At 63.8% G+C, this 21624-nt stretch carries 19 protein-coding genes and 1 pseudogene; 15 read left to right on the forward strand and 5 right to left on the reverse strand.

Features of this window, described 5'->3' with window-relative positions:
- Nucleotides 1-78: 78 nt before the first annotated feature.
- Together AC0L2P_RS01545 and AC0L2P_RS01550 are read left to right on the forward strand one after the other, a co-directional pair.
- Nucleotides 79-2268 carry an anthranilate synthase gene (locus AC0L2P_RS01545; protein ID WP_473499491.1) on the forward strand — a complete coding sequence of 730 codons (2190 nt, stop codon included), beginning with the start codon at nt 79-81 and terminating at the stop codon, nt 2266-2268.
- A 217-nt stretch (nt 2269-2485) separates the two neighbouring features.
- A complete protein-coding gene (locus tag AC0L2P_RS01550; protein WP_473499492.1) occupies nt 2486-3415 on the forward strand; it encodes a cation diffusion facilitator family transporter in 930 nt (309 codons plus the stop codon).
- A gap of 238 nt (nt 3416-3653) precedes the next feature.
- On the opposite strand, the gene AC0L2P_RS01555 is transcribed toward AC0L2P_RS01550, so the two are convergent.
- Nucleotides 3654-4757, reverse strand: coding sequence for a hypothetical protein (locus tag AC0L2P_RS01555; RefSeq protein WP_473499493.1), 1104 nt, complete (start codon nt 4755-4757; stop codon nt 3654-3656).
- A gap of 101 nt (nt 4758-4858) precedes the next feature.
- Between AC0L2P_RS01555 and AC0L2P_RS01560 the strand changes: the two genes are divergently transcribed.
- From AC0L2P_RS01560 to AC0L2P_RS01575, 4 genes and pseudogenes are all read left to right on the forward strand, one after another.
- Nucleotides 4859-5311, forward strand: a complete 453-nt coding sequence (locus tag AC0L2P_RS01560; protein ID WP_473499494.1) for a DsrE family protein — start codon at nt 4859-4861, stop codon at nt 5309-5311.
- A 71-nt stretch (nt 5312-5382) separates the two neighbouring features.
- Complete coding sequence (locus AC0L2P_RS01565; RefSeq protein WP_473499495.1) at nt 5383-6180, forward strand: SDR family NAD(P)-dependent oxidoreductase; 798 nt, start codon at nt 5383-5385, stop codon at nt 6178-6180.
- A gap of 49 nt (nt 6181-6229) precedes the next feature.
- Nucleotides 6230-6538 carry a putative quinol monooxygenase gene (locus AC0L2P_RS01570; RefSeq protein WP_473499496.1) on the forward strand — a complete coding sequence of 103 codons (309 nt, stop codon included), beginning with the start codon at nt 6230-6232 and terminating at the stop codon, nt 6536-6538.
- A gap of 263 nt (nt 6539-6801) precedes the next feature.
- Nucleotides 6802-7889 (forward strand): annotated as a pseudogene (locus AC0L2P_RS01575) (AbrB family transcriptional regulator).
- Between the two features lie 163 nt (nt 7890-8052).
- Here the strand turns inward: AC0L2P_RS01575 and AC0L2P_RS01580 are convergent.
- Complete coding sequence (locus AC0L2P_RS01580) at nt 8053-8829, reverse strand: esterase family protein (RefSeq protein WP_473499497.1); 777 nt, start codon at nt 8827-8829, stop codon at nt 8053-8055.
- Nucleotides 8830-8833: 4 nt separating this feature from the next.
- The gene (locus AC0L2P_RS01585) at nt 8834-10000 is read right to left on the reverse strand and encodes an ATP-grasp domain-containing protein (RefSeq protein WP_473499498.1); all 1167 of its coding nucleotides are present in this window, start codon (nt 9998-10000) and stop codon (nt 8834-8836) included.
- Between the two features lie 770 nt (nt 10001-10770).
- Between AC0L2P_RS01585 and leuA the strand changes: the two genes are divergently transcribed.
- From leuA to AC0L2P_RS01605, 4 genes are all read left to right on the forward strand, one after another.
- The gene (gene leuA / locus AC0L2P_RS01590; RefSeq protein ID WP_473499499.1) at nt 10771-12507 is read left to right on the forward strand and encodes a 2-isopropylmalate synthase; all 1737 of its coding nucleotides are present in this window, start codon (nt 10771-10773) and stop codon (nt 12505-12507) included.
- A 143-nt stretch (nt 12508-12650) separates the two neighbouring features.
- The gene (locus AC0L2P_RS01595; RefSeq protein ID WP_473499501.1) at nt 12651-14420 is read left to right on the forward strand and encodes a tetratricopeptide repeat protein; all 1770 of its coding nucleotides are present in this window, start codon (nt 12651-12653) and stop codon (nt 14418-14420) included.
- A gap of 132 nt (nt 14421-14552) precedes the next feature.
- Nucleotides 14553-15356, forward strand: a complete 804-nt coding sequence (locus AC0L2P_RS01600; RefSeq protein ID WP_473499503.1) for an alpha/beta fold hydrolase — start codon at nt 14553-14555, stop codon at nt 15354-15356.
- 133 nt (nt 15357-15489) lie between these two features.
- Nucleotides 15490-16107: a hypothetical protein gene (locus AC0L2P_RS01605; protein WP_473499505.1), complete on the forward strand. Its 618-nt coding sequence runs from the start codon at nt 15490-15492 to the stop codon at nt 16105-16107.
- Nucleotides 16108-16146: 39 nt separating this feature from the next.
- On the opposite strand, the gene AC0L2P_RS01610 is transcribed toward AC0L2P_RS01605, so the two are convergent.
- Nucleotides 16147-17094 carry a metallophosphoesterase family protein gene (locus tag AC0L2P_RS01610; RefSeq protein WP_473499646.1) on the reverse strand — a complete coding sequence of 316 codons (948 nt, stop codon included), beginning with the start codon at nt 17092-17094 and terminating at the stop codon, nt 16147-16149.
- Nucleotides 17095-17147: 53 nt separating this feature from the next.
- Here AC0L2P_RS01610 and AC0L2P_RS01615 point away from each other — a divergent pair, with 53 nt between their 5' ends.
- A complete protein-coding gene (locus AC0L2P_RS01615) occupies nt 17148-17648 on the forward strand; it encodes an NUDIX domain-containing protein (RefSeq protein WP_473499507.1) in 501 nt (166 codons plus the stop codon).
- 1 nt (nt 17649) lies between these two features.
- Here AC0L2P_RS01615 and AC0L2P_RS01620 read toward each other — a convergent pair whose 3' ends face one another.
- A complete protein-coding gene (locus tag AC0L2P_RS01620; RefSeq protein ID WP_473499509.1) occupies nt 17650-18639 on the reverse strand; it encodes a glutathione S-transferase family protein in 990 nt (329 codons plus the stop codon).
- Between the two features lie 271 nt (nt 18640-18910).
- On the opposite strand from AC0L2P_RS01620, the gene AC0L2P_RS01625 reads away from it, so the two are divergent.
- The 4 genes from AC0L2P_RS01625 (at nt 18911) to AC0L2P_RS01640 (ending at nt 21561) form a co-directional block, all read left to right on the forward strand.
- A complete protein-coding gene (locus tag AC0L2P_RS01625; RefSeq protein ID WP_473499511.1) occupies nt 18911-19447 on the forward strand; it encodes a GNAT family N-acetyltransferase in 537 nt (178 codons plus the stop codon).
- 62 nt (nt 19448-19509) lie between these two features.
- The gene (locus AC0L2P_RS01630; protein ID WP_473499647.1) at nt 19510-20271 is read left to right on the forward strand and encodes an SDR family NAD(P)-dependent oxidoreductase; all 762 of its coding nucleotides are present in this window, start codon (nt 19510-19512) and stop codon (nt 20269-20271) included.
- Nucleotides 20243-21049, forward strand: coding sequence for a HugZ family pyridoxamine 5'-phosphate oxidase (locus AC0L2P_RS01635; protein WP_473499513.1), 807 nt, complete (start codon nt 20243-20245; stop codon nt 21047-21049). The genes AC0L2P_RS01630 and AC0L2P_RS01635 overlap by 29 nt, the downstream gene beginning before the upstream one ends.
- A gap of 173 nt (nt 21050-21222) precedes the next feature.
- Nucleotides 21223-21561 (forward strand): ArsR/SmtB family transcription factor, encoded by a 339-nt coding sequence (locus AC0L2P_RS01640; RefSeq protein WP_473499514.1) that lies wholly within the window; start codon nt 21223-21225, stop codon nt 21559-21561.
- The last annotated feature ends 63 nt before the right edge of the window (nt 21562-21624 follow it).

Raw genomic sequence — 21624 nt, forward strand, 5'->3', positions numbered from 1 at the left:
GCGGAATGTCCGGGCGGCCATTTGTTTTTTCAAGCCATTCCCGGGTCCGTTGCCCCAAAGACGCTGATGGAGACGGCAATGACGACGAAAATTCTGGAGAATGGCGCCGAGCGCTTCGTCACCGCGGGTGGCGTGGCGATTACCCGTCAGCGCCATGACCGGCCATATGAAGGGGCGATCGACGGCTATGTCGATGGCCTGAATTCGCGCCGCGGCGCCGTGTTTTCCTCGAATTACGAATATCCCGGCCGCTATACGCGCTGGGACACCGCCATCATTGATCCGCCGCTGGTGATCTCGGCCCGCGGCCGCACTATCCGCATCGAGGCGCTGAACCGCCGCGGCGAGGTGCTTTTGCCGGTGATCGGCACGGTGCTTGCCGGCCTTGACGATGTAACGATCGCCGAGACGTCGAACAAACTCATCCGCCTCGAGGTCGCCAAGCCCGGCCGTGTCTTTACCGAGGAGGAACGCAGCCGCGTTCCCTCCGTCTTCACCGTGCTGCGCGCCATCACCGCCTTGTTCAAGACCGAGGAGGACGCCAATCTCGGCCTCTATGGCGCCTTCGGCTACGACCTCGCCTTCCAGTTCGATCCGGTCGACTACAAGCTCGAGCGCAAGCAGAGCCAGCGCGACCTCGTGCTGTTCCTGCCCGACGAGATCCTCGTCGTCGACCATTATTCGACCAAGGCCTGGACCGACCGCTACGACTATTCCGGCGTCGGCTTTTCGACCGAAGGCCTGCCGCGCGACGAAATCGTCGAGCCGTTCAGGACCGCCGACCGCATCCCGCCGCGCGGCGACCACGAGCCCGGCGAATATGCCAAGCTGGTGCGCAAGGCCATGAAGAGCTTCGAGCGCGGCGACCTGTTCGAAGTGGTGCCGGGGCAGATGTTCTACGAACGCTGCGAAACCCAGCCCTCCGAGATTTCCCGCAAGCTGAAGAGCATCAATCCCTCGCCCTATTCCTTCTTCATCAATCTCGGCGAGGGCGAATATCTGATCGGCGCCTCGCCGGAAATGTTCGTGCGCGTCAACGGCCGGCGCGTCGAGACCTGCCCGATCTCCGGCACCATCAAGCGGGGCGACGACGCCATTTCCGACAGCGAGCAGATCCTGAAGCTGCTCAATTCCAAGAAGGACGAATCCGAACTCACCATGTGCTCGGACGTCGACCGCAACGACAAGTCGAGGGTCTGCGAGCCGGGCTCGGTGCGCGTCATCGGTCGCCGCCAGATCGAGATGTATTCGCGCCTGATCCACACCGTCGACCACATTGAGGGACGGCTGCGCGAAGGCATGGACGCTTTCGACGCTTTTCTGTCGCATGCATGGGCGGTCACCGTCACCGGCGCGCCGAAATTATGGGCCATGCGCTTCATCGAGCAGAACGAGAAGAGCCCGCGCGCCTGGTATGGCGGGGCGATCGGCATGGTCAATTTCAACGGTGACATGAACACCGGCCTGACGCTTCGCACCATTCGCATCAAGGACGGTATTGCCGAGGTGCGCGCCGGCGCCACGCTCCTCTTCGACAGCATTCCCGAGGAAGAAGAAGCCGAAACCGAACTGAAGGCATCCGCCATGCTCTCCGCCATCCGCGACGCCAAATTGGGTAATGCCGCCAGCACCGAACGCAGCACGGCGCGTGTCGGCGACGGCGTCAACATCCTCCTGGTCGACCACGAGGACAGTTTCGTCCATACGCTCGCCAACTATTTCCGCCAGACCGGCGCCAATGTCTCGACGGTGCGCACACCGGTACCGGACGAGATCTTCGACCGGCTGAAGCCAAACCTGGTCGTGCTGTCGCCCGGCCCCGGTACGCCGAAGGACTTCGACTGCGCCGCTACCATCAAGCGGGCCCGTGCGCGCGACCTGCCCATCTTCGGCGTCTGCCTCGGGCTGCAGGCGTTGGCCGAGGCTTATGGCGGCGAATTGCGGCAATTGCACATCCCGATGCATGGCAAGCCGTCGCGCATCCGCGTGTCGAAGCCGGGCATCATCTTCTCCGGCTTGCCCAAGGAGGTGACGGTCGGCCGCTACCATTCGATCTTCGCCGATCCGGTGCGGCTGCCCGATGGTTTTGTCGTCACCGCCGAGACCGAAGACGGCATCATCATGGCCTTCGAGCACCGCAAGGAGCCGATCGCTGCGGTGCAGTTCCACCCGGAATCGATCATGACGCTCGGCCACAATGCCGGCATGCGCATCATCGAGAACATTGTCGCGCACCTGCCGCGCAAAGCCAAGGAAAAGGCCGCTTAAGGCCAGGAGTTTTCGTGTTGAGGTTTGCGCTCTACGTCGCCCCCCTCTGTCCTGCCGGACATCTCCCCCACTTGGGGGGAGATTGTCTCTCATTTCGGCTTTCGCCAATCTCAAACATTGTAGATCCAGCGACGTCGTCCATGATGGCCGATCTCCCCCCTCGTGGGGGAGATGTCCGGCAGGACAGAGGGGGGCGCGAAGGAACGCGGCCTCCTCAATGACCACCGCCGAAATCAAGGCCGCCGCCAGGCAGAAGGTCGCCAGCCTCGCCTTCTGGTCGATCGTTGTCGCCTGCGTCGTGCTCGGCCTGAAGCTGGTGGCCTGGTACGTCACCGGTTCGGTTGCGCTTTATTCGGACGCGCTGGAATCGATCGTCAACGTCATTGCCTCGGCGGCCGCCTATTGGGCAATCCGGGTCAGCTACAAGCCGGCCGACCAGGACCATCCGTTCGGCCACCACAAGGCTGAGTATTTCTCGGCCGTCCTTGAAGGCGTGCTGATCGTGCTTGCCGCTTTGTTGATCCTCAACGAGGTGTGGTGGTCCTGGCAGCATCCCGCTCCACTGGAACAGCCATGGACCGGCCTTGCCGTCAATGGCGTCGCAACGGTCATCAACGCTGTCTGGGCCTTGACGCTGATCCGCACCGGCCGAAGCGAAAAATCGCCGGCTCTCGTGGCCGACGGCAGGCACATCATGACCGATGTGGCGACCTCGGTCGGTGTATTCATCGGTCTGGTCGGCGCCGTGCTGACCGGCTGGCAGGTTCTCGATCCGGCTCTTGCAGTGATCGTGGCGCTGAACATTCTGTGGCAGGGCTGGCACGTCATCGGCTCGTCGATGAACGGGCTGATGGACCGCGCCGTCGACACCCAGGAACATATCCGAATCCGCGACATCATCTCGGCCAATTGCAAAGGCGCGCTCGAGGTCCACGACCTGAAGACGCGCATTGCAGGCCGCGCCACCTTCATCGAGTTCCATCTGGTCGTCGACGCCGACATGTCGGTCGGCGCCAGCCACGTCATCTGCGACCGCATCGAGGACGCACTGCAGGCAGAGATCCCTTCGGTTCGAGTCATCATCCACGTCGAGCCCGACGACGAAGCGAAACTGCCCAAGGGCACGACCGCCGTGCCGTTTGCGTGAGGCGGTTAGCACCGCAGACGTTCGAGATTGGCTGGAGCCTCCCTCCTTGGTCATCCTAGGGCGGAGCAGGAGCGAAGCTCCGTCGCGGAGCCCCTAGGATCCATGCCGTTACCTTCGCCAAGGCGCGCAGCGGAGCAGAATCCCGCACCGTGGCGGCGCCCCAAGTCACGGCATGGATCCTACGGTCTGCGCTGCGTCGCTTCGCTCCTTGCTCCGCCATAGGATGACGAAGCGATGGTTATGGCGAACACGCCCCCTGCGGCATCGGCTCCAGCCGGTAGACCTTGTCGTCGGACATTGTGTCGCCTTCCGCCGCTTTCGAGCACAGATCGACGATCGACAGGCCGCTGTTCGGGTTGGCCAGCATCATCGTGCCGTTGGCGCCGCGGCGAAGGAAGACCTCCTTTTGCGCGATATCGCACGAAGGAGCAGCACCCGTCTCGGCGCTCGCCGCGCAGCGCCATTGGTCGCCCTCGCCCTGACAGTTGTAGAGCTGCGTGACCTTGGCCGATTTCTGCCGCGTGGTAACCGAAACGGCGATATCGGCGCCGCTTGGCCATTTGGCCGGATCGCCCTCCTTGGCGAAAGACGCCAGCTCGACCGGTCCTCGGAAAACCCTGATCGACTGGGTCAGCTGATCGGGATGCGAGCCGAGATGCGCGGCGTCGTAGTCGCGTCCGTAGCAGAAGGCCTGATCCTGCTTCAGCCGCTCGCGCAATGGCGGGCCGAGCGCCGGGTCGATCGGGTCGATGCGCGCGAACTCGGCCTTGCAGGTCGCGGCCGGCATCGGGTCGAGCCTGAAGCCGTTGTCGTCCTTGCCCAGCGCCTGCCTTTCGTACTCCGCCTTGCCGAGCTCGTCTTCCGATCCGGCATCGAGATAGAGGTCGGGCTGCACGTCCGAGACGATCAGCCGGCCTTTGTCGTCGACCTTCAGCGAAGCCATGGTGCGATCGCAGTCCATGCCGCAACGGATCGGGCCGGTCTTGCCGTCCTCCGACTCATGACTGCACCAGCCGCCGAGCCATTCCGGCGCCTCGGCGCCGCGCACCGTCGTCGCCATGAAGCCATTGTAGGAGGAATCGATGCCGGCGCTTGGCTCCTCGTTTGGCCGGCTGACCGGATCGCGGCCGTAATAGAAGAAGATGCGCGTTACCTTCTGGTGCGGATGCGACTTGAGATGCGCGGCGTCGTAGACGCGGCCGAAGCAGGCGTCCTTGCCGTCGGGGCTGAGCTCGGTGAGTTTGAGCGTATCGTCGGCGAAAGCAGTGCCGGCGACGGCGGCTAGCAAGGCAAGCCCAACTCCGGCGCCCACAATGGTCCCCTTCATGGTCCTCGACGTCATGCTACCCTCCATTGCCCCGACAAGACGTGGCGTCAATTTATGCTAGGATCGAGGCCGAGGCCACGCAATTTGCGCGGCCCGGATACATGGGAGATGAAGCCATGCGACGCCGCGATATTTTCCGCGTCGGTCTCGCCGGGGCCGCCGGGCTTTTCGGGCTGCGCCCCACCAAGGCGGCAGCCGTTGAAGTCAAGCCCGTCGAAGAGGAAAGGCAAAAGGTCGCCTATCACCTCAGCGACCTCGACAAGGTCAATTTCGTGCTCGGCAATATCAAGAACCACTTCGAAGGCACCGACGGCAAGGTCGACATCGCGCTTGTCGTGCACGGCCCGGCACTTGCCGCCTTCAAATCGAAGGGCATATCCGCCGCCATTTCCGGGCGGTTCGCCGGCCTTGTCCAGGATGGGCTCAGCCCGCACGCTTGCGCCAACACCATGCATGGCATGGACATCGGCCTAGCCGACCTGCTCGACGGCTTCCATGCCGCCGACCGAGGCGGCGTCGTCAAGCTCGCCGAATTGCAACGCCAAGGCTACGCCTATCTCAGACCATAGGCTTTTACCGACTTGAACGCGAGGACTGCAAGGGCCTACGAAGAGCAGGCAGAGACCACGGAGGAATAGACGTGCCAGCCACCACCACCCTTGTCAGCCCCTCTCTGGTCATCCCCGACCTTGCCGGAAAGGCGGTGCTGGTCACCGGCGCCTCGACCGGCATCGGCGCGGCGCTTGCACTTGCCTACGCCGCGCAGAAATGCCGCGTCGCGCTGCACTATAATTCCAGCCGGACGGCAGCCGAAAACCTGGCCGCGACCATTCGCAACGGCGGCGGCGACGTGTTCCTCGTCCAGGGCGATTTCTCGATCCCCGCCGATGTCGAGCGCGTCGTCGAGGACAGTGCGCAACATTTCGGCCGACTCGACGGCCTCGTCAACAATGCCGGCGGCATGCTCGGCCGCGTACCCTATGCCGAGCAGACCGAGGCGCATTACGACGCGGTGATGGACCTCAACGCGCGTTCCGTGCTGACAGCGTCGCGCAAGGCGATCCCATGGCTGAAGCGGCAGGGCGGATTCATCGTCAACACCTCCTCGATCGCCGCGCGCAACGGCGCCGGTGGCGGCGCCGGCCTTTACGGCTCGGCCAAGGCCTTCGTCTCCAATATCACGCGCGGCATGGCCAAGGAGCTGATCGGTTTCAACATCCGCGTCAACGCGGTGGCGCCCGGCACGATCGCGACACCTTTCCACGAGCGCTACTCGACCGACGACCAGATGAAAGGCATGATCGCCACCATCCCGCAGGGCCGCGCCGGTTCCGCCGAGGACTGCGTCGGCGCCTATCTGTTCCTCTCCTCCGATCTGCTGAGCGGCTACATCATCGGCCAGGTGATCGAGGTCAATGGCGGCCAGTTGATGCCGTAGCCGGCGAACTGCATACTCCTGGTTGCGTCATCTCAACGGAGCGAAGCGAATGTACGGACTGATCGGTAAGATGCGGGCGACGCGCGGCCAGCGTGACGCAATGATGGATATCCTGCTCGCCAGCACCGGCGCCATGCCCGGCTGCCTGAACTACATCATCGCCACCGACCCGGCCGACGCCGACGCGATCTGGGTGACCGAAGTGTGGACCGACGCCGAAAGCCATAAGGCTTCGCTGCAGCTGCCCGAAGTCCAGGCGGCCATCGCCAAGGCAAGGCCGATCATCGCCGGCTTCGAGTTCCAGGTGGAGACGCATCCTGTTGGCGGGTTCGGCTTGCCGGCGGTGAAGGCGGGATAAAGGGAGAGGCCCGCGGGACAGCGCCCCCCTCTCTGGCCTGCCGGCCATTTCACCCTCAAGTGGGGAGATTGGCAGCTTCGCCGAGAGCGCTTCCTTGGAGATTGGCGAAGGCCGACGTGACATCCAATCTCCCCACTAGAGGGGGAGATGTCCGGCAGGACAGAGGGGGCGAGAAGGATCGCTACGGATGGTTGGTGCCATTAAGCCCTTTTCCCTCGCAAAAAGGGTTCGCATTTTTCCGCGACCGGTCTAAGAGCCGATCTATGGATTCTTCCCCGAACCCGCCGGCCATCGGGCACCTGGCGCGGATCCACAAGGCTTGGCAGTGGCCGGTCCTGGTGGTGATCTCGGTGCTGGTTGCCGGCGCGCTGGAATTCGCCGCCCTGCCCGCCGCGCTCTTGATCGGACCGATGCTGGCGGCCATCGCGGCCGGCACCAGCGGGGCCACGGTGCGCGTGCCGCGGGTTCTGTTCGGCTCAGCCCAGGCGGTCGTCGGCTGCCTGGTCGCCAGTTCGATCTCGGCCGATATCTTTCCCGTGTTCTACAAGGAATGGCCGCTGTTCCTTGGCGTCGTGATGGCGACGGTCGCGGCATCCAGCCTGCTCGGCTGGCTGATCAGCCGCTGGCGCATCCTGCCCGGCACCACCGCGGTCTGGGGCTCGTCGCCGGGCGCCGCCACCGCCATGGTGCTGATGGCCGGTGCCTTCGGCGCCGACCAGCGCCTCGTCGCCTTCATGCTATATCTGCGCGTCATCTGCGTCTCGATGACGGCGGCCCTGGCGGCCAAGCTTTGGGTCGACACGTCGGGCATCGAGGTGCCGGCCATCGTCTGGTTCCCGCCGGTCGACCCGCAAGGCTTGGCCGCAACATTCGGCGTGGCGCTGGTCGGCGGCCTCGCCGGAAAGCTTTTCCGGCTACCGTCGCCGTTTTTCCTCGGCACCTTCATTTTCGGCACCGTGATCCATCTCGGGCTCGGCGTGACCATGCAGCTGCCGCCCTGGCTGCTCGCCTTGAGCTATACGATGATCGGCTGGAGCATCGGCCTGAATTTCACCAGGGCCATTTTGCGCCACGCGGCCCGCGCGCTGCCGCAGATCGTCGGCTCGATCATTGCCCTGATCGTCTTTTGCGGCGGCCTCGCCTTCCTGATCAGCCGCCTGCTCGGCATCGATCCGCTGACCGCCTATCTGGCGACCAGCCCCGGCGGCATGGACAGCGTCGCCATCATCGCCGCCGCCGCGCAGCATGTCGACTTATCCTTCGCATGGCGCTGCAATCGGCACGCTTCCTGATCGTGCTTCTGGTCGGCCCAAGCGTGGCGCGGCTGGTGGCGAGAAGCCTGCGGGAGTGAGACGGCTCGGCAGCCGATCACCAGGCTCGATATGCGCTCGCCGTCCAGCGTGAAGACCATATCGCCCTCGCCGTTGAAACTGTTGCCGTCGACGGCAATCCGGACGTGCCAAATGCCGCCGCCTGCGGCAAACCATCGTTTGCGGGCCGGCATCACCAACACCCTAATCCAGCCGGTGCATCAGGTCGTCGTCCAGCCAGCGGGCGAAGAAATAGACCAGTTGCTTGTGCCACCACGGCCAGTCATGGGCGACATCGCCGCCCCAATAGTCGACCCAGGCCGGAATCGACTTGTCACGGAGGATCTGTTCCAGCGCCTGCGTATCGGCCAGCATCCGTTCCTCCCAGGCACCCTGCCCGCAGCAGAAGATCAGCCGCAGCGCCTTCAGCCTGACAAGCAGGCCCGGATCGACGATACCCGGCAGGTAGTCCAGCGGGGAGTTGAAGAAAATCTGGCCCTCGAGCGCGTTGCCGAAGAAGTCGTGGGTCGAGTATACGCCCGACAGTGCGATGACGCCGCTGGCCAGTTCCGGAAAGCGGAAGACGAAATTCGACGAATGATAGCCGCCCATCGAGCAGCCGCAAAACAGCGGCTTCAGCGTACGCCCGCCATTGGCCTCGGATGCGACGGACAGGAGTTCCGGCAGCGCCTCCTCGCGCACGTAGCGGAAATACGCTTCATGCCGAGCGATGCGATGGGCCGGCTCGGCATGGCGGTCGAAGAAGGATTCCGCATCGATGCCGTCCAGCGTAAACAACTGGATGCGACCGGTGTCGACGAACTCGGCGAGAGCCGAGACAGCGCCGGAATCCTCGAACTGGTAGAACCGCCCTTGCGAAGTCGGGAACACAACCACGGGTCGGCCGGCATGGCCGTAGCGCTTGTATTCCATGTCGCGGCCGAGGTTGCGGGCAAAACCCTTGTGATAGGAAACGTCCATCGCCTCACGCCTTTTCCGCATGGATGTAGTTGACTGCCCGGCGCAGCGCCTTCGGGTCCGTGGAGCGCAGCTGATAGGCGTAGTTTCCCATGGCGCGGCTGAAAACCTCCTCGATGGCGTGATGATGGACGATCATGTGGCCATGGGCGGCTAGCACGTCGGCATGGCTGTGCACATAGTTGAGGTGCCGTTTGCGGCTGGCATAGGCGGTGAAATACTTGCCCCTGTAAGGGCCGCCGGCGGCGTCCTTGACCACCATGTCGGCCCAGGCGGCATAGACATCGATATCGAAGGTGTAGTTGATGGCATCGGTCATCCAGGCGCCAGGCGGCCGCATGTTGACCTCCAGCGCGATGACCCGGTCGTCCCTGGTTTCGAACAGCTCGATGTGGAAGAAGCGCTCGCGCACGTCGAACGCCTTGAGGATTTTCCTGCCGGCCTCCTCGACCGCCGGGCTGATCTCGGGAAAACAGACATAGCTCATATGGCGGTCGCGGTTGACCACCTCCATGACGCTCTGGTCGTAGCGGTGGCTGGCGGCCAGCACCACCTCGCCGTCGCGGTTGACCAGCCCGTCATAGGTCACCACCAGCCCTTCGATGAATTGCTCCATGACGAAGCTGACGCCTTCCGGCTTGTCCCTGAAGAACCGGTCGAGTTCGCCGGCGTTGGAGATTTTGAACGTGTTCGAGGCGCCGGAGCCGGAATCCGGCTTCACCACGACGGGATAGCCGACGCGGCGGATGAAGGTCATGGCGCCGGCGCGGTCGGAGCATTTGCGTTGCGCGATGGTTTCGACGCCGCTCTTGCGGAAGAACGCCCGCATGCGGCTCTTGCGTTTCAAATTCTTCACGAAGTCGAGCTTGGTGCCGAAGATGTTGAAGTCGGTGCGGATATTGGCTTCCAGCTCCAGCCAATGCTCGTTGAGCGATTCGAACCGGTCGACGCGGCCCCATTTGTGGATGAAATGGCCGATCGCCCGGAACACCGGCTCGTACTCCTCCATGTCGTCGATGCGGTAATATTCCGAAAGGGCTGCCTTCAATTTGCCGTCCAGCGCATCGAACGGCGCGTCGCCAATGCCGAGCACGGTGGCGCCAGCCTTCTTCAGCCGGTCGCAGAAATCGGCGCCGTTGGCTGGAAAATGCGGCGAGAAGAACACGAAGTTCATGGACGATCCCTCCCGGCGGCGAGCCATCGCCCCCCGCCGACAATCGACTCTGGCGCATTTGCCGGGCTCGGGGAAGAGCAACTGGATCAGGTGAGCGGCTGGGTCCGCGAAAGGTGACGCCAAAACCGTGAATTAAAAAACCCGCCTTGGCGGCGGGTCGTTGGAGCCAATTAGCACCATACCCAAATTAGTAGCATAGCTGCCGGCACAAAGCAAGAACAAAGTTGCTATGATCAGGAAAAATCACTTCATGTCAGCGCCGCCCCTTCATTCCAGCTTGGGTTCCTCGCCCCACGAAAGTGGGGAGAGATGGCTCGGCGAAGCCGAGACGGAGAGGGGACTGCGCCCTACGAAGGCCCCCTCTCCGGCCGCTTTGCGGCCACCTCTCCCCGCTTCGCGGGGGCGAGGAACCCCGGTCTTGAGGCTGGATCGGCAGCTTCTGTGGCAGCGAGGCCCCCCACTTGCCTCGCTTTGCCCGCTCCTGTATGAAATCCGCCATGAGCCCGCGCGCCACCTCTTTTGCGTCCCGTTCGACCGGCATTGCCGGCCAGACCGTTCGCGCGCTTGCCTCAACCCTGCTGCTTCTCGGCCTTATCGGCGATCGCCGGGTTCGCTGAAGGAGCGCCCGGCGGTCGAATTCGCCGCTCACGCGCACGCTCCTTGGCCAGTCTAGAAATTGGCACGTCACATCAAGCGAACGAAATTCTGGTAAGGCGCCGCTCGCCACCAATCCGCCTAAAGCTGGATCCGCGAGCCGCCGGGAGAAAACGATGAACGCACGAGAAGATATCCGTCTGAATGTAGAGGAAACCGCCAGGCCCGCGAAGGGCATGGCGGATGCCGCCAGCAAATACCAGCCCTATCCGACCGTCGGTCTTGCCGATCGCACCTGGCCCTCGAAAGTGATCGACAAGGCGCCGATCTGGTGCTCGGTCGACCTGCGCGACGGCAACCAGGCGCTGATCGATCCGATGGGCCAGGAACGCAAGGCACGCATGTTCGCCCTGCTGCTCGACATGGGTTTCAAGGAGATCGAGATCGGCTTTCCGTCGGCCTCGCAGACCGACTTCGATTTCGCCCGCTGGTGCATCGAACAGGGCAACGTGCCCGCCGACGTCTCGCTGCAGGTGCTGGTGCAGTGCCGGCCGGAACTGATCACCCGCACTTTCGAGGCGCTCAAGGGCGCCACCAATCCGATCGTCCATTTCTACAACTCGACCAGCGAGCTGCAGCGCCGCGTCGTCTTCGAGAAGGACGTCGCCGGCATCAAGCGGATCGCCACCGATGCGGCCAAAATGATCACCGACATGGCGGCCAAGGCCGGCGGCGGCTACCGTTTCGAATATTCGCCGGAGAGTTTTACCGGCACCGAGCTCGAAGTGGCGCTCGAGATCTGCAATGCCGTCACCGAGATCGTCAGGCCGACGGCGGACAACAAGCTGATCATCAACCTGCCCTCCACGGTCGAGATGTCGACGCCCAACATCTATGCCGACCGCATCGAATGGATGTGCCGAAACCTCGACAATCGCGAGAACCTGTTGATCTCGCTGCATCCGCACAATGACCGCGGCACCGGCATCGCCACCACCGAGCTCGGCCTGATGGCGGGCGCCGATCGCGTCGAAGGCACGCTGTTCGGCAATGGCGAGCGCACCGGCAATGTCGACATCGTCACGCTGGCGCTCAACATGTACACGCAAGGCGTCGATCCCGGGCTCGATTGCTCCGACATCAACCGCATGAAGGACGTCTACGAATACTCCAACCAGCTGAAGATCCCCGAGCGCCATCCCTATGTCGGCGAGCTCGTCTACACCGCCTTTTCCGGCTCGCACCAGGACGCCATCAACAAGGGCATGAAGGCGCTGCGCAAGGCCAACACGCCGCATTGGGAGGTGCCCTATCTGCCGATCGACCCGGCCGATGTCGGCCGCAGCTATGAAGCCATCATCCGCATCAACTCGCAGTCCGGCAAGGGCGGTATCGCCTATGTGCTGCATGCGGATTACGGCCTCAACCTGCCGCGCAACCTGCAGATCGAGTTCAGCCAGGCCATCCAGGCGATCACCGACGCCGAAGGCAAGGAGGTGCCGGCCAGGCGAATCTACGAGCGCTTTCTCGAGACCTATGTCGACCAGCCCGGGGCGCGGCTGAAGTTCCTCGACCACCACACCTACCCCGACACCGAGGCCAAGGGCCGGCGCGTGGTCGAAGCGGTGATCCTCGACAAAGGCAAGGAGGTGACCATATCAGGCACCGGCACCGGCCCGATCGACGGCTTCGTCGATGCGCTGTCGCGCCATGTCGGAGTGCCGATGTCGGTGCTCGATTATTCCGAGCATTCCATGCAGCGCGGTTCGAATGCCTCGGCCATTTCCTATGTCGAGATGGAACATCCCGGCGGCAAGCTGTTCGGCGCCGGCATCAACACCAACATCGTCGCCGCCTCGCTCGAAGCCGTGGTTTCGGCCGCCAACCGCATCGTCGGCCGGAAGGACAGCTAGCCGAGACTACCGGGCTCGCGCCATCAGCCCACCGGATATTTATCCGGTGGGTACGCTATCGCACCATAAGCAGATGCTTGTATGACGGCGCCAGCGCTATATGATTGTACCTCAACCTGTGCCGAATTCGAAGGGATCGACACTTGCAGCATACCACGCCTGCCGCCCCCGCAGTGCGCGAAACGTTGGAGCGACTGCTTGCCAGCGAAACGTTCGGACGATCCGAGCGCGCGCGCAAGCTGCTCCGCTACCTGGTCGAGCGCGAGCAGGCAGGCGAAGCCGATAGGCTCAAAGGCTTCTCCATAGCGATGGATGTCTTCGGCAAGGACGGCGATTTCGACCCGTCGACCGATGCGGTGGTGCGAGTGCAGGCCGGCAGGCTGCGCGAGCTGCTGCAGCAGTATTTCGCCAACGAGGGCGTTGCCGAACCGGTCCGCATCGCCATTCCGCGCGGCGGCTATGTTCCATCCTACGAACTCAATGCCATTCGCTTGCCGGCGGAGGTGGACGCCAAGGCGGAGAGCAAGCCGGAGCCGCCCGCATCGCCGGAGGATGCCAGCAACCGGGCCCATCCGGCTGCATTGCTGAGCGTTCCAGCCCTTACCCCCGCTGCACCTTCGCTGCAGCGCCATTTGCAGTTCTTCTGGCTGGCGATCGTGCTGGTCATCCTCATGCTGGGTGTGCTGATCCTTCGCCAGGGCGGTGTGGTGTTGCTGACCGGCGGCGACGCGGCGGTCGAGACCGCGGTGGCGACCGGCAGCATCATAGCAGCGTCTCCGATTGAAAACCTCCCGCAGGTTTACATCGCCATCAAGGCCGACAGCGATGTCGCTCGCCGTGTCGCCGCATCGCTGCGCGCCGGCCTTAGCGGCTTCGATACCATCAATTTCATCGGCCGTGATGCCGACAGCCCGCCCGATCCGGTGACCGACGCCGCCAGCTTCGTATTCGACGTCCTGCCCGGGCCGCGCAGCGGCGACGTTATGCTCGAGCTGCAAAGCGTGGCGACCGGCCGCGTGCTGCTGTCACGCAACCTGACCGCCGGCGACAGCGCCAACACCGCCATCGAGGACCAGATCTCCGGCATTTTGAGCTCGGCTCTTCCCGCCTCGGGCACGATCTACAACTACATCGAGCAGAGCGGCATCCAGACCGGGCTGACGGCGTGTCTGGTGCTCAACGGCAAATATTATCTCGACCAGAATGCCCAGACGCATGAAGCCGCCTACCGTTGCCTCGAAGATCTTGCCAATCGGGAGGCGAAGTCGTCGCTCGTCTATTCGGAACTCGCTTCCTTGCATCTAGAAGCGGTCACCGACCACTATCCCTACCCCGCCGACGCGACGATCGACAAAGCGATGACGTTTGCCCATCGCGCCATCCAGATGGGCCCGACCAGCCCCTATGCGCACCGCGCCCTTGGTTATCTCAATTCGCGCATGGGCGATTCCGCGGAATCGATCCGCTGGATGCGCAAGGCCTATGAGCTCAATCCCTACGATCTCGCAATGGCCGCCGCCTATGGCTACGGGCTGGTTTTCGCCGGCAGCTACAGCGAGGGCACCCCGATCCTTGCTCACGCCGTGGACATTGCCAGCGCCCATCCGACATGGTGGGATTACGGGCTTTTCGCCGGAGAGTTCATGATGGGCGACATGAACAAGGCGACACTGGCCAGCGACGGTTTGCGGACGACGGAAATGAAATCGCATTATCTGGCGGCGCGGCTGATCGGTGCCAAAGCCGCCGGCCGCGAGAAGCTGGCGAGCAGGCTGCTGCAGGAACTGACCACCAAATTCCCGAAATTCGCAGCCGATCCGCGCGCAACCTTTGTCGAGCGAAGATACCCCGCCGATCTGACCAACCGGCTGGTGGAGGCCCTGCGCGCCGCAGGGCTTGGCGGCGCGAGCTGACTCCCGGGTGTGACGAGGTGATCCCAAAGCCTTTACCGGCCATCGCCATGGACACGGAGCAATTCACGCAGGATTGGCCTGGCGACTGATTTCAACAAAAAGATCGATCCCGGCATAAACCGCAAAAGCTGCATGACCCGTTCCCTTTACGCCGCCGAACGCGGCACCGGCCCGACCACGATTGTCTTGCTGCATGGCTTCGGTGGCTGCCATGACGACTGGCGCGACGTTGCGGCACCCCTAGCTGCGGCCGCGCGGACGTTGGCCTATGACCTGCCGGGACATGGGCTGTCGCTCGACTTTCCCGGCGGCGGTCCGGCCAAGGTAGCGGCCAAAGCCGTCCTTGCCGACTTTTCGGATCGCGGGATAAAGCGGGCCCATCTCGTCGGCCATTCGATGGGCGGAGCGGTGGCCGCCCTGATGGCATTGAGCGAGCCGGAAAGAATAGCCTCGCTGACGCTGCTGGCGCCGGGCGGCTTCGGTCCTGAGATCAATGGACCGCTGCTGCGCCGCTACGCCGCCGCTGCCGCCGAGGATGATATCCGCGCCTGTCTCGCCGCCATGTCAGGGCCGCAAAGCCGGCCCTTGCAGCACAGGATCGACATCCTTGGCGAAATGCGCCGACGTTCGGGCCAGTTGCCGAAACTGGTCGAGATGGCAGCCGCCATGACCAGGGATGATCGGCAGGGCGTCATCCCGCGCGAACGGCTCGAAATCCTGAACATGCCGGTGATGGTGGTTTGGGGAATCGATGACGCGGTGCTGCCGGTTAACCAGACCAACGGCCTGCCGAAGCATTTTCATCTGCACCACGTGCCGGAAGCCGGCCACATGCTGGTCGAGGAGGCGCCCGGCCTGGTCGTCGAGGCCGTCCGTCGCAATATGCGGCGCCGCGGCAGGCGACTTCGTCCGGGATTCGCCGCTGCGGCGAGCTGATCGGTCTTGGCGCAGGGACGGCCGCGGCGCTGGTGCTCCTCCACCGAACCCTTGCAGGCCCATCGATCTCGCAAGTGCATTTTGCCGGCGGCTGTGTTAATTCGGTGTTAACCAAACCCGCGAGGCGACGCCGATGAAGGACGCAGGCGAAAACATCACCCAGAGTGATCAGTCGCGAAAACTGTCCGATGCCATTCGCGACGTCAAGAACGCCTTTGCCGACCGCGATGACGTCGTCGTCGACATGCGCGAAGCGCATCGCATGCGGCTCGATCTGCTTGCCGCCGAACTCGCGCCGGTCTTCGCCGACGTGCCCACCGACATGGACAGTTTCGACTTCGCCGTCTCGTCCGGCCTGCAGCCGCGGCTGTGGATCGACGCGGTCAGCCATGTCGCCATGGGACGCGACCGCCGCACCTATCGGTTTCTCAAGGACACGCGCATCGGTCGCGTCGTCCTCGCCGAGTCGACCGACATGAAGGTCGTGGCCGACCAGGTGACGCGCTACGTCGCCGAGCGCGTCGTCGAACGCCAGAAAATGATGGAAGGTGGCATCGAGCAGGCCGTCGCCGGCCTGAAACGCGCCCTGGTGGCGGAGGCCGAGCCGCCGCTGCGAATCGCCGCGCGCGCCAACGGCTGGTCGGCGTTCTTCTCGGGCCTCGGCCTGATCGCCGCCGGCGCCCTGGTCGGCCTGGCGATTTCGCTCGTGCTGTTCTGGGACCGCATCGTCGCGATGAAAATCAGCTTCTAGAGCTCTTTGTTTCCACGCAATTCCGCACGGAAAACCGTTTCACACTTTTCCCGGAATTGCTCTAGCCATCGACGCCTCGGCCTCGACGCCAAGCTCCAGCGTCTGCAGGTCGCTGGGCGGCAATGCCGGCCCGGTCAGGCCGCGGCGCGTCAGCCTGATCCGCCAATTGTCCTTTTCACCGTCGATGTCGAGGAGGTTGTATTGCGCCGGCGCATGCGAACTGCCGGGGGCCTGCCCGGCGGCGGCGACCCCGATCACCGGGATTTTTTTGGTCTTGCGGGCGCCGATAAAGAAGAGCGAAGGCACATGCGAATGGCCGTGCAGCACAAGCTCGGCACCATGCCGGTGAAGAACCTTGTTGAAGCGCGAGATGCCGAACAGCCGCTTGTTCTGCGAAACGGCGCCGCGCACCGGCGGATGGTGGATCATGATCACCCGGAACAGGCCGCGCTTGCCTGTGGAGTCGAGCAATTCGCGCAGCCTTTCCGCCTGGCCTTCCAGAAAGAAGCCGTTCGCCATGAACGGAGCCGTGGCACGCGCTGTCGAGACGCCGATCAACGCAACATCGCCGCGTACCCGCAGATACGGAAAGGTGTTGCGGTCGACCGGCGTATTGACGCCGTCGCCGGTCATCCACGCCGCCCAGGACCGGCAGGTCTTGTCGAAGGCGCCCGGCACATACGCATCATGGTTTCCCGGCACCACGGACACGTCGTTGGGCGAGCCCAGAGTCTCCAGCCAGTGCTTGGCCATCTCGAGCTCACCGTCGAGCGCCAGATTGACCAGGTCGCCGGTGATGGCGAGATGGTCCGGCCCACTGGCCTTCATGTCGGCGACGATCGTGTCGATGACGGCGTCGTGCATGTGGCGGCGGCGATTGCGCTGCCAGTTGACGTAGCCGACCACGCGCTTGGAGGCGAGATCGCGATAGGTTACATCGGGAAGCGGCCCCAGATGGACATCGGAAATATGCGCGAGCCTGAACATCTTTTCTTCATAGGCGAGGCGCGCGCGGCTTTCCACTCACGGTTTCGCGGACGATGACGACGCCGGATCCGGAGCAAGCCTTGCGCCAGACCGGATGGCCGAGCCTCAGGGCAAGGCTGTTTCACCTGTATTTCGTGCTGCGGCGGCCGATGACGCTCGGCGTGCGCGGCCTGATCCACGACCGAGCCTCCAATTCCGTCTTCCTCATCCGCCACACCTATGTTCCTGGCTGGCACCTGCCTGGCGGTGGCGTCGAGTTGGGCGAGACGATGACCGAGGCGCTAACGCGCGAACTGTTCGAGGAAGGCAACATCGCGCTGACCGGACCGCCGGTGCTGAAATCGCTGCATTTCAACCGCCGCGCCAGCCGCCGCGATCATGTCGGCCTTTATCTGGTTGAAGAGTTCAGCCAGACAACGCCGAAACTGCCCGACCGCGAGATCGCCGAAGCCGGTTTCTTCTCGCTCGACCGCCTGCCCGAGGGAACGACGCCGGCGACGCTGCGGCGGATTGCGGAGATTTTTGGTGGCGCTGCGGTGTCGCCCTACTGGTAGGTCACGCCGCCTTCCTGAACCTGTCGCGGTCGTGCGGCGCGCCATACTCGAGCTCTGGCCCGACCGGCACGATGCGCGTCGGGTTGATGGTCTCGTGGCTGCCGTAATAATGCGACTTGATGTGGTGCAAATTCACCGTGTCGGCGACGCCCGGCACCTGGTAGAGGTCGCGCAGGTAATTCGACAGGTTCGGATAGTCGGCGATGCGGCGCAGATTGCATTTGAAATGGCCGACATAGACCGGGTCGAAGCGGACCAGTGTCGTGAACAGCCGCCAATCCGCCTCTGTGATACGGCCGCCGACGAGATAGCGCTGCTTTGACAGGCGGTCCTCCAGCATGTCGAGCGCCGAAAACAATTCACCGAATGCCTCCTCGTAGGCTGCCTGCGTGGTGGCGAAGCCGGCACGGTAAACGCCATTGTTGACCGCGGGATAGACCAGCGCATTGATCGCATCGATCTCGCCGCGCAACGGTTGCGGATAGAAATCGAGCTTTGCATCGCCCCATTCGTCGAAGGCCGAATTGAGCATGCGAATGATCTCGGAGGATTCGTTGGAAACGATGGTCTGTTCGCGTTTGTCCCACAGCACGGGAACGGTGACCCGGCCCGAATAGCCCGGATCGGCCCTGGTGTAGATCTGGTGCAGGAAATCGAGGCCGTAGAGCGTGTCGCCCGTGGCTCCGTCCTCGGCCAGGAACGTCCAGCCGTCGGCGCCCATGAAATGATGGACGACCGAAATGGAAATCACATCCTCGAGTTTTTTGAGCACGCGAAAGATCAGCGTCCGATGCGCCCACGGGCAGGCGAGCGAGACATAGAGGTGGTAGCGGCCGGGCTCGGCCTTGAAGCCGCGTTTTCGCCCTTCGGCCGGTGCGCCGTCGCGGGTCACCCAGTCGCCCCACTGCGACTGCGCCCGCACGAATTTGCCGCCGCTCTCCCCGGTATCGTACCAGCGGTCCTGCCATTGGCCTTCGACTAGCAATCCCATGAAATGTCCTTTCGCGTTCCTGCTTGATGTAGGGCACCAGGCGGCCCTACGGAAAGCCGCGACGCTGAACAGATCGTCAACGGCTGCGTCGTCGAGTGCGGCTGCCGATTGCGGCGGTAGAAAATTGGTGCTAGCGGACAATCCGCATGTTCGACTTTGCCGTGATCCGGTTCGACCGACGACGAAAGAGCGCCCGCGCTTGATGAAGCGCTGACTGGCGAACGCTGCCGCTTGCAGCAAACCTTTCCTCGTATACCGGAACGCAAAGACCATGAGCCTTGCCGACGTGAAATACCTGCCGGAAACTCCGGCGCATGATGCTGAAATCGAAGCCATCAACGACGAGGCCTTCGGGCCGGGCCGTTTCGTGCTTGCCGCCTACAAGATCCGCCAAACTGGCCCGCACGAACGCGCTTTGTCCTTCGTGGCCGTCGATGGCGCAATCGTCGTCGCCTCGGTACGGATGACGCGCATCGCCGCCGGTGCCGGCCGCGCGCTGATGCTCGGGCCGCTCGCCGTGCGGCCGGCCTTCAAAAATCTCGGCATCGGCCGCCGGCTGGTAGCAATCGCGCTGGAGGCCGCCGCCAAGACCGGCGCGCCGGCCGTGATGCTGGTCGGCGACGAACCCTATTACGGCCCGCTCGGCTTCAGGAGGCTGCCGCGCGGGCAGGTCTCGATGCCGCGTCCGGTCGATCCCGACCGGCTTTTGGCGCACGAGATCGTGCCGGGCGCGGTGGCAAGGCTGGCGGGCGAGGTTTGCCACGCCGACCAGGCGAGGATTGCCGAGCACATCGCCGCGATGGCGTGACATGCCGGCGCTGTCGCACAGCGGCATTGCAGCATAGTCTGGGCATGGAGGAGGACGTCGAGATGAACCCGAACGGCCAGATTGCGATCGTCACCGGTGGCGGCTCCGGCCTTGGCGAGGCGACGGCGCGCGCTCTTGCCGCCGGCGGCGCGAGGGTTGCCGTCCTCGATCTCGGCATCGAGCGGGCGGCCAAGGTGGCGGCCGACATCGGCGGCATCGCCGTCCGATGCGATGTGGGCGACGCCGAGAGCGGTGCCGCCGCAGTCGCGGAAGTGGCAGCGAAGCTTGGCGCACCGCGCATCCTGGTCAATTGCGCCGGCATCGTTATCGGCATGAAGACGATCGGCAAGGACGGACCGCATCCGCTCGATCAATACCGCAAGGTGATCGAGGTCAATCTGATCGGCACCTTCAACATGATCCGCCTGGCCGCCGACCGCACCGCCAGGCTCGAACCGCTGCAGGGCGGCGAGCGCGGCGTCATCGTCAACACCGCATCCGTCGCGGCCTATGACGGCCAGATCGGCCAGGCGGCCTATTCCGCGTCCAAGGCCGGCGTCGTCGGCATGACGCTGCCGGTGGCGCGCGATCTCGCCCGCTCCGGCATTCGCATCTGCACCATCGCGCCCGGCATCTTCAGAACGCCGATGATGGCCGGCATGCCGCAGGAGGTGCAGGATTCGCTCGGCGCCGCTGTGCCCTTCCCTTCCCGTTTGGGCGAGCCTTCGGAATATGCGGCACTTGTCTTGCACATCATCGAGAACCAGATGCTCAACGGCGAGACCATTCGCCTCGATGGCGCCATCCGCGTGGCGCCGAAATAAACGCGACGGTGGTGCTTTGGACGAACCCCGGAAAGACGTGATCCGCGCGACCGACGCCGAGGCGATCAGGCTGGCAAAGACGCTGATCCGCAGCGCCCGTTTCGGCGCGCTGGCGGTGCTCGAGCCAGGAACCGGTTCGCCGCTGGCCAGCCGGGTCGGCGTCGCCACCGACATCGACGGCACGCCATTGATCCTGGTGTCGATGCTGTCCGCCCATACCGGCGCCATCCTTGCCGACCCGCGCTGCTCGTTGCTCGTCGGCGAACCGGGCAAGAGCGATCCGCTGGCGCATCCGCGATTGACGCTCGTCTGCCGCGCCGAGCGGCTCGAACGCGGATGGAACGAACACGCCCGCGCCGAGCGGCGCTACCTCAATCGCAATCCCAAGGCAAAACTCTATGCCGGGCTCGGCGACTTCTCGATCTTCCGGCTCGAACCGGAGCGCGCCAGCCTGAACGGCGGCTTCGGCAAGGCCTATCTGCTCGACCGCACCGATCTGGTCGCGACGGGAGGAATCGTCGACGAGCTTGCCGCCGGCGAGCAATCGGCACTCGACCACATGAACGCCGGCCATCTCGATGCGATTGCCCTTTACGCAAGTCATTTCGGCGGGGCCGAGAGTGACGGCTGGATCGTCACCGGGTTCGACGCCGACGGGATGGATCTCGTATCGGGCGACAATGTCTGTAGGGTTTTCTTCCCCGAGCCGCTGAGAGCGGCGCGCGACCTCAGGCCTGTCCTGGTCGACATGGCAAAGGCTGCCCGATCGGCAAATTAATCACAGCCGCACAGTTAATCGGCTTGCATGGAAAGCAAGCCTTGAGATTTGAGCGAAATGTTTTACCTTTGCGAGTGACGCTGAATCGCTGGCGTGCATCTACAGGAAAAGTCTATGGAATCCGACGCTATTGCCCCCATAGCGGCGGATGAGCAAGAAGGCATGGGGGATCTATGGTCTCGAACAAGCTAGTCGCAAACGCCGGAACCGCGGCTGCGTTTCTGACGCTGATGGGCAACGAAAAACGTTTGTTGATCATGAGCTATCTGGCCGAGGGCGAAATGTCGGTCGGCGCCATTGCCGAGAAAGTGTCGCTCAGCCAATCCGCTTTGTCACAGCATCTGGCCAAGCTCAGGGCTTCCGATCTTGTCGAGACCCGCCGCGACCGGCAAATGATCTATTATTCCTGCAAGTCGGACGCGGTGCGCCAATTGTTGCACATGCTGGACGGCATTTTCGGTGAAGGTGAACTGTCAAAGATGGCCCACCGGCTGCGTCGCGCCGGGACGTGAGCGTCCGGGGCGGAGAGCGCCCCGCCAAATCCGCTTTGCTGCCAAGTCCGCTTTGCTACAAAG

The organism is Mesorhizobium sp. WSM4836 (assembly GCF_055811815.1).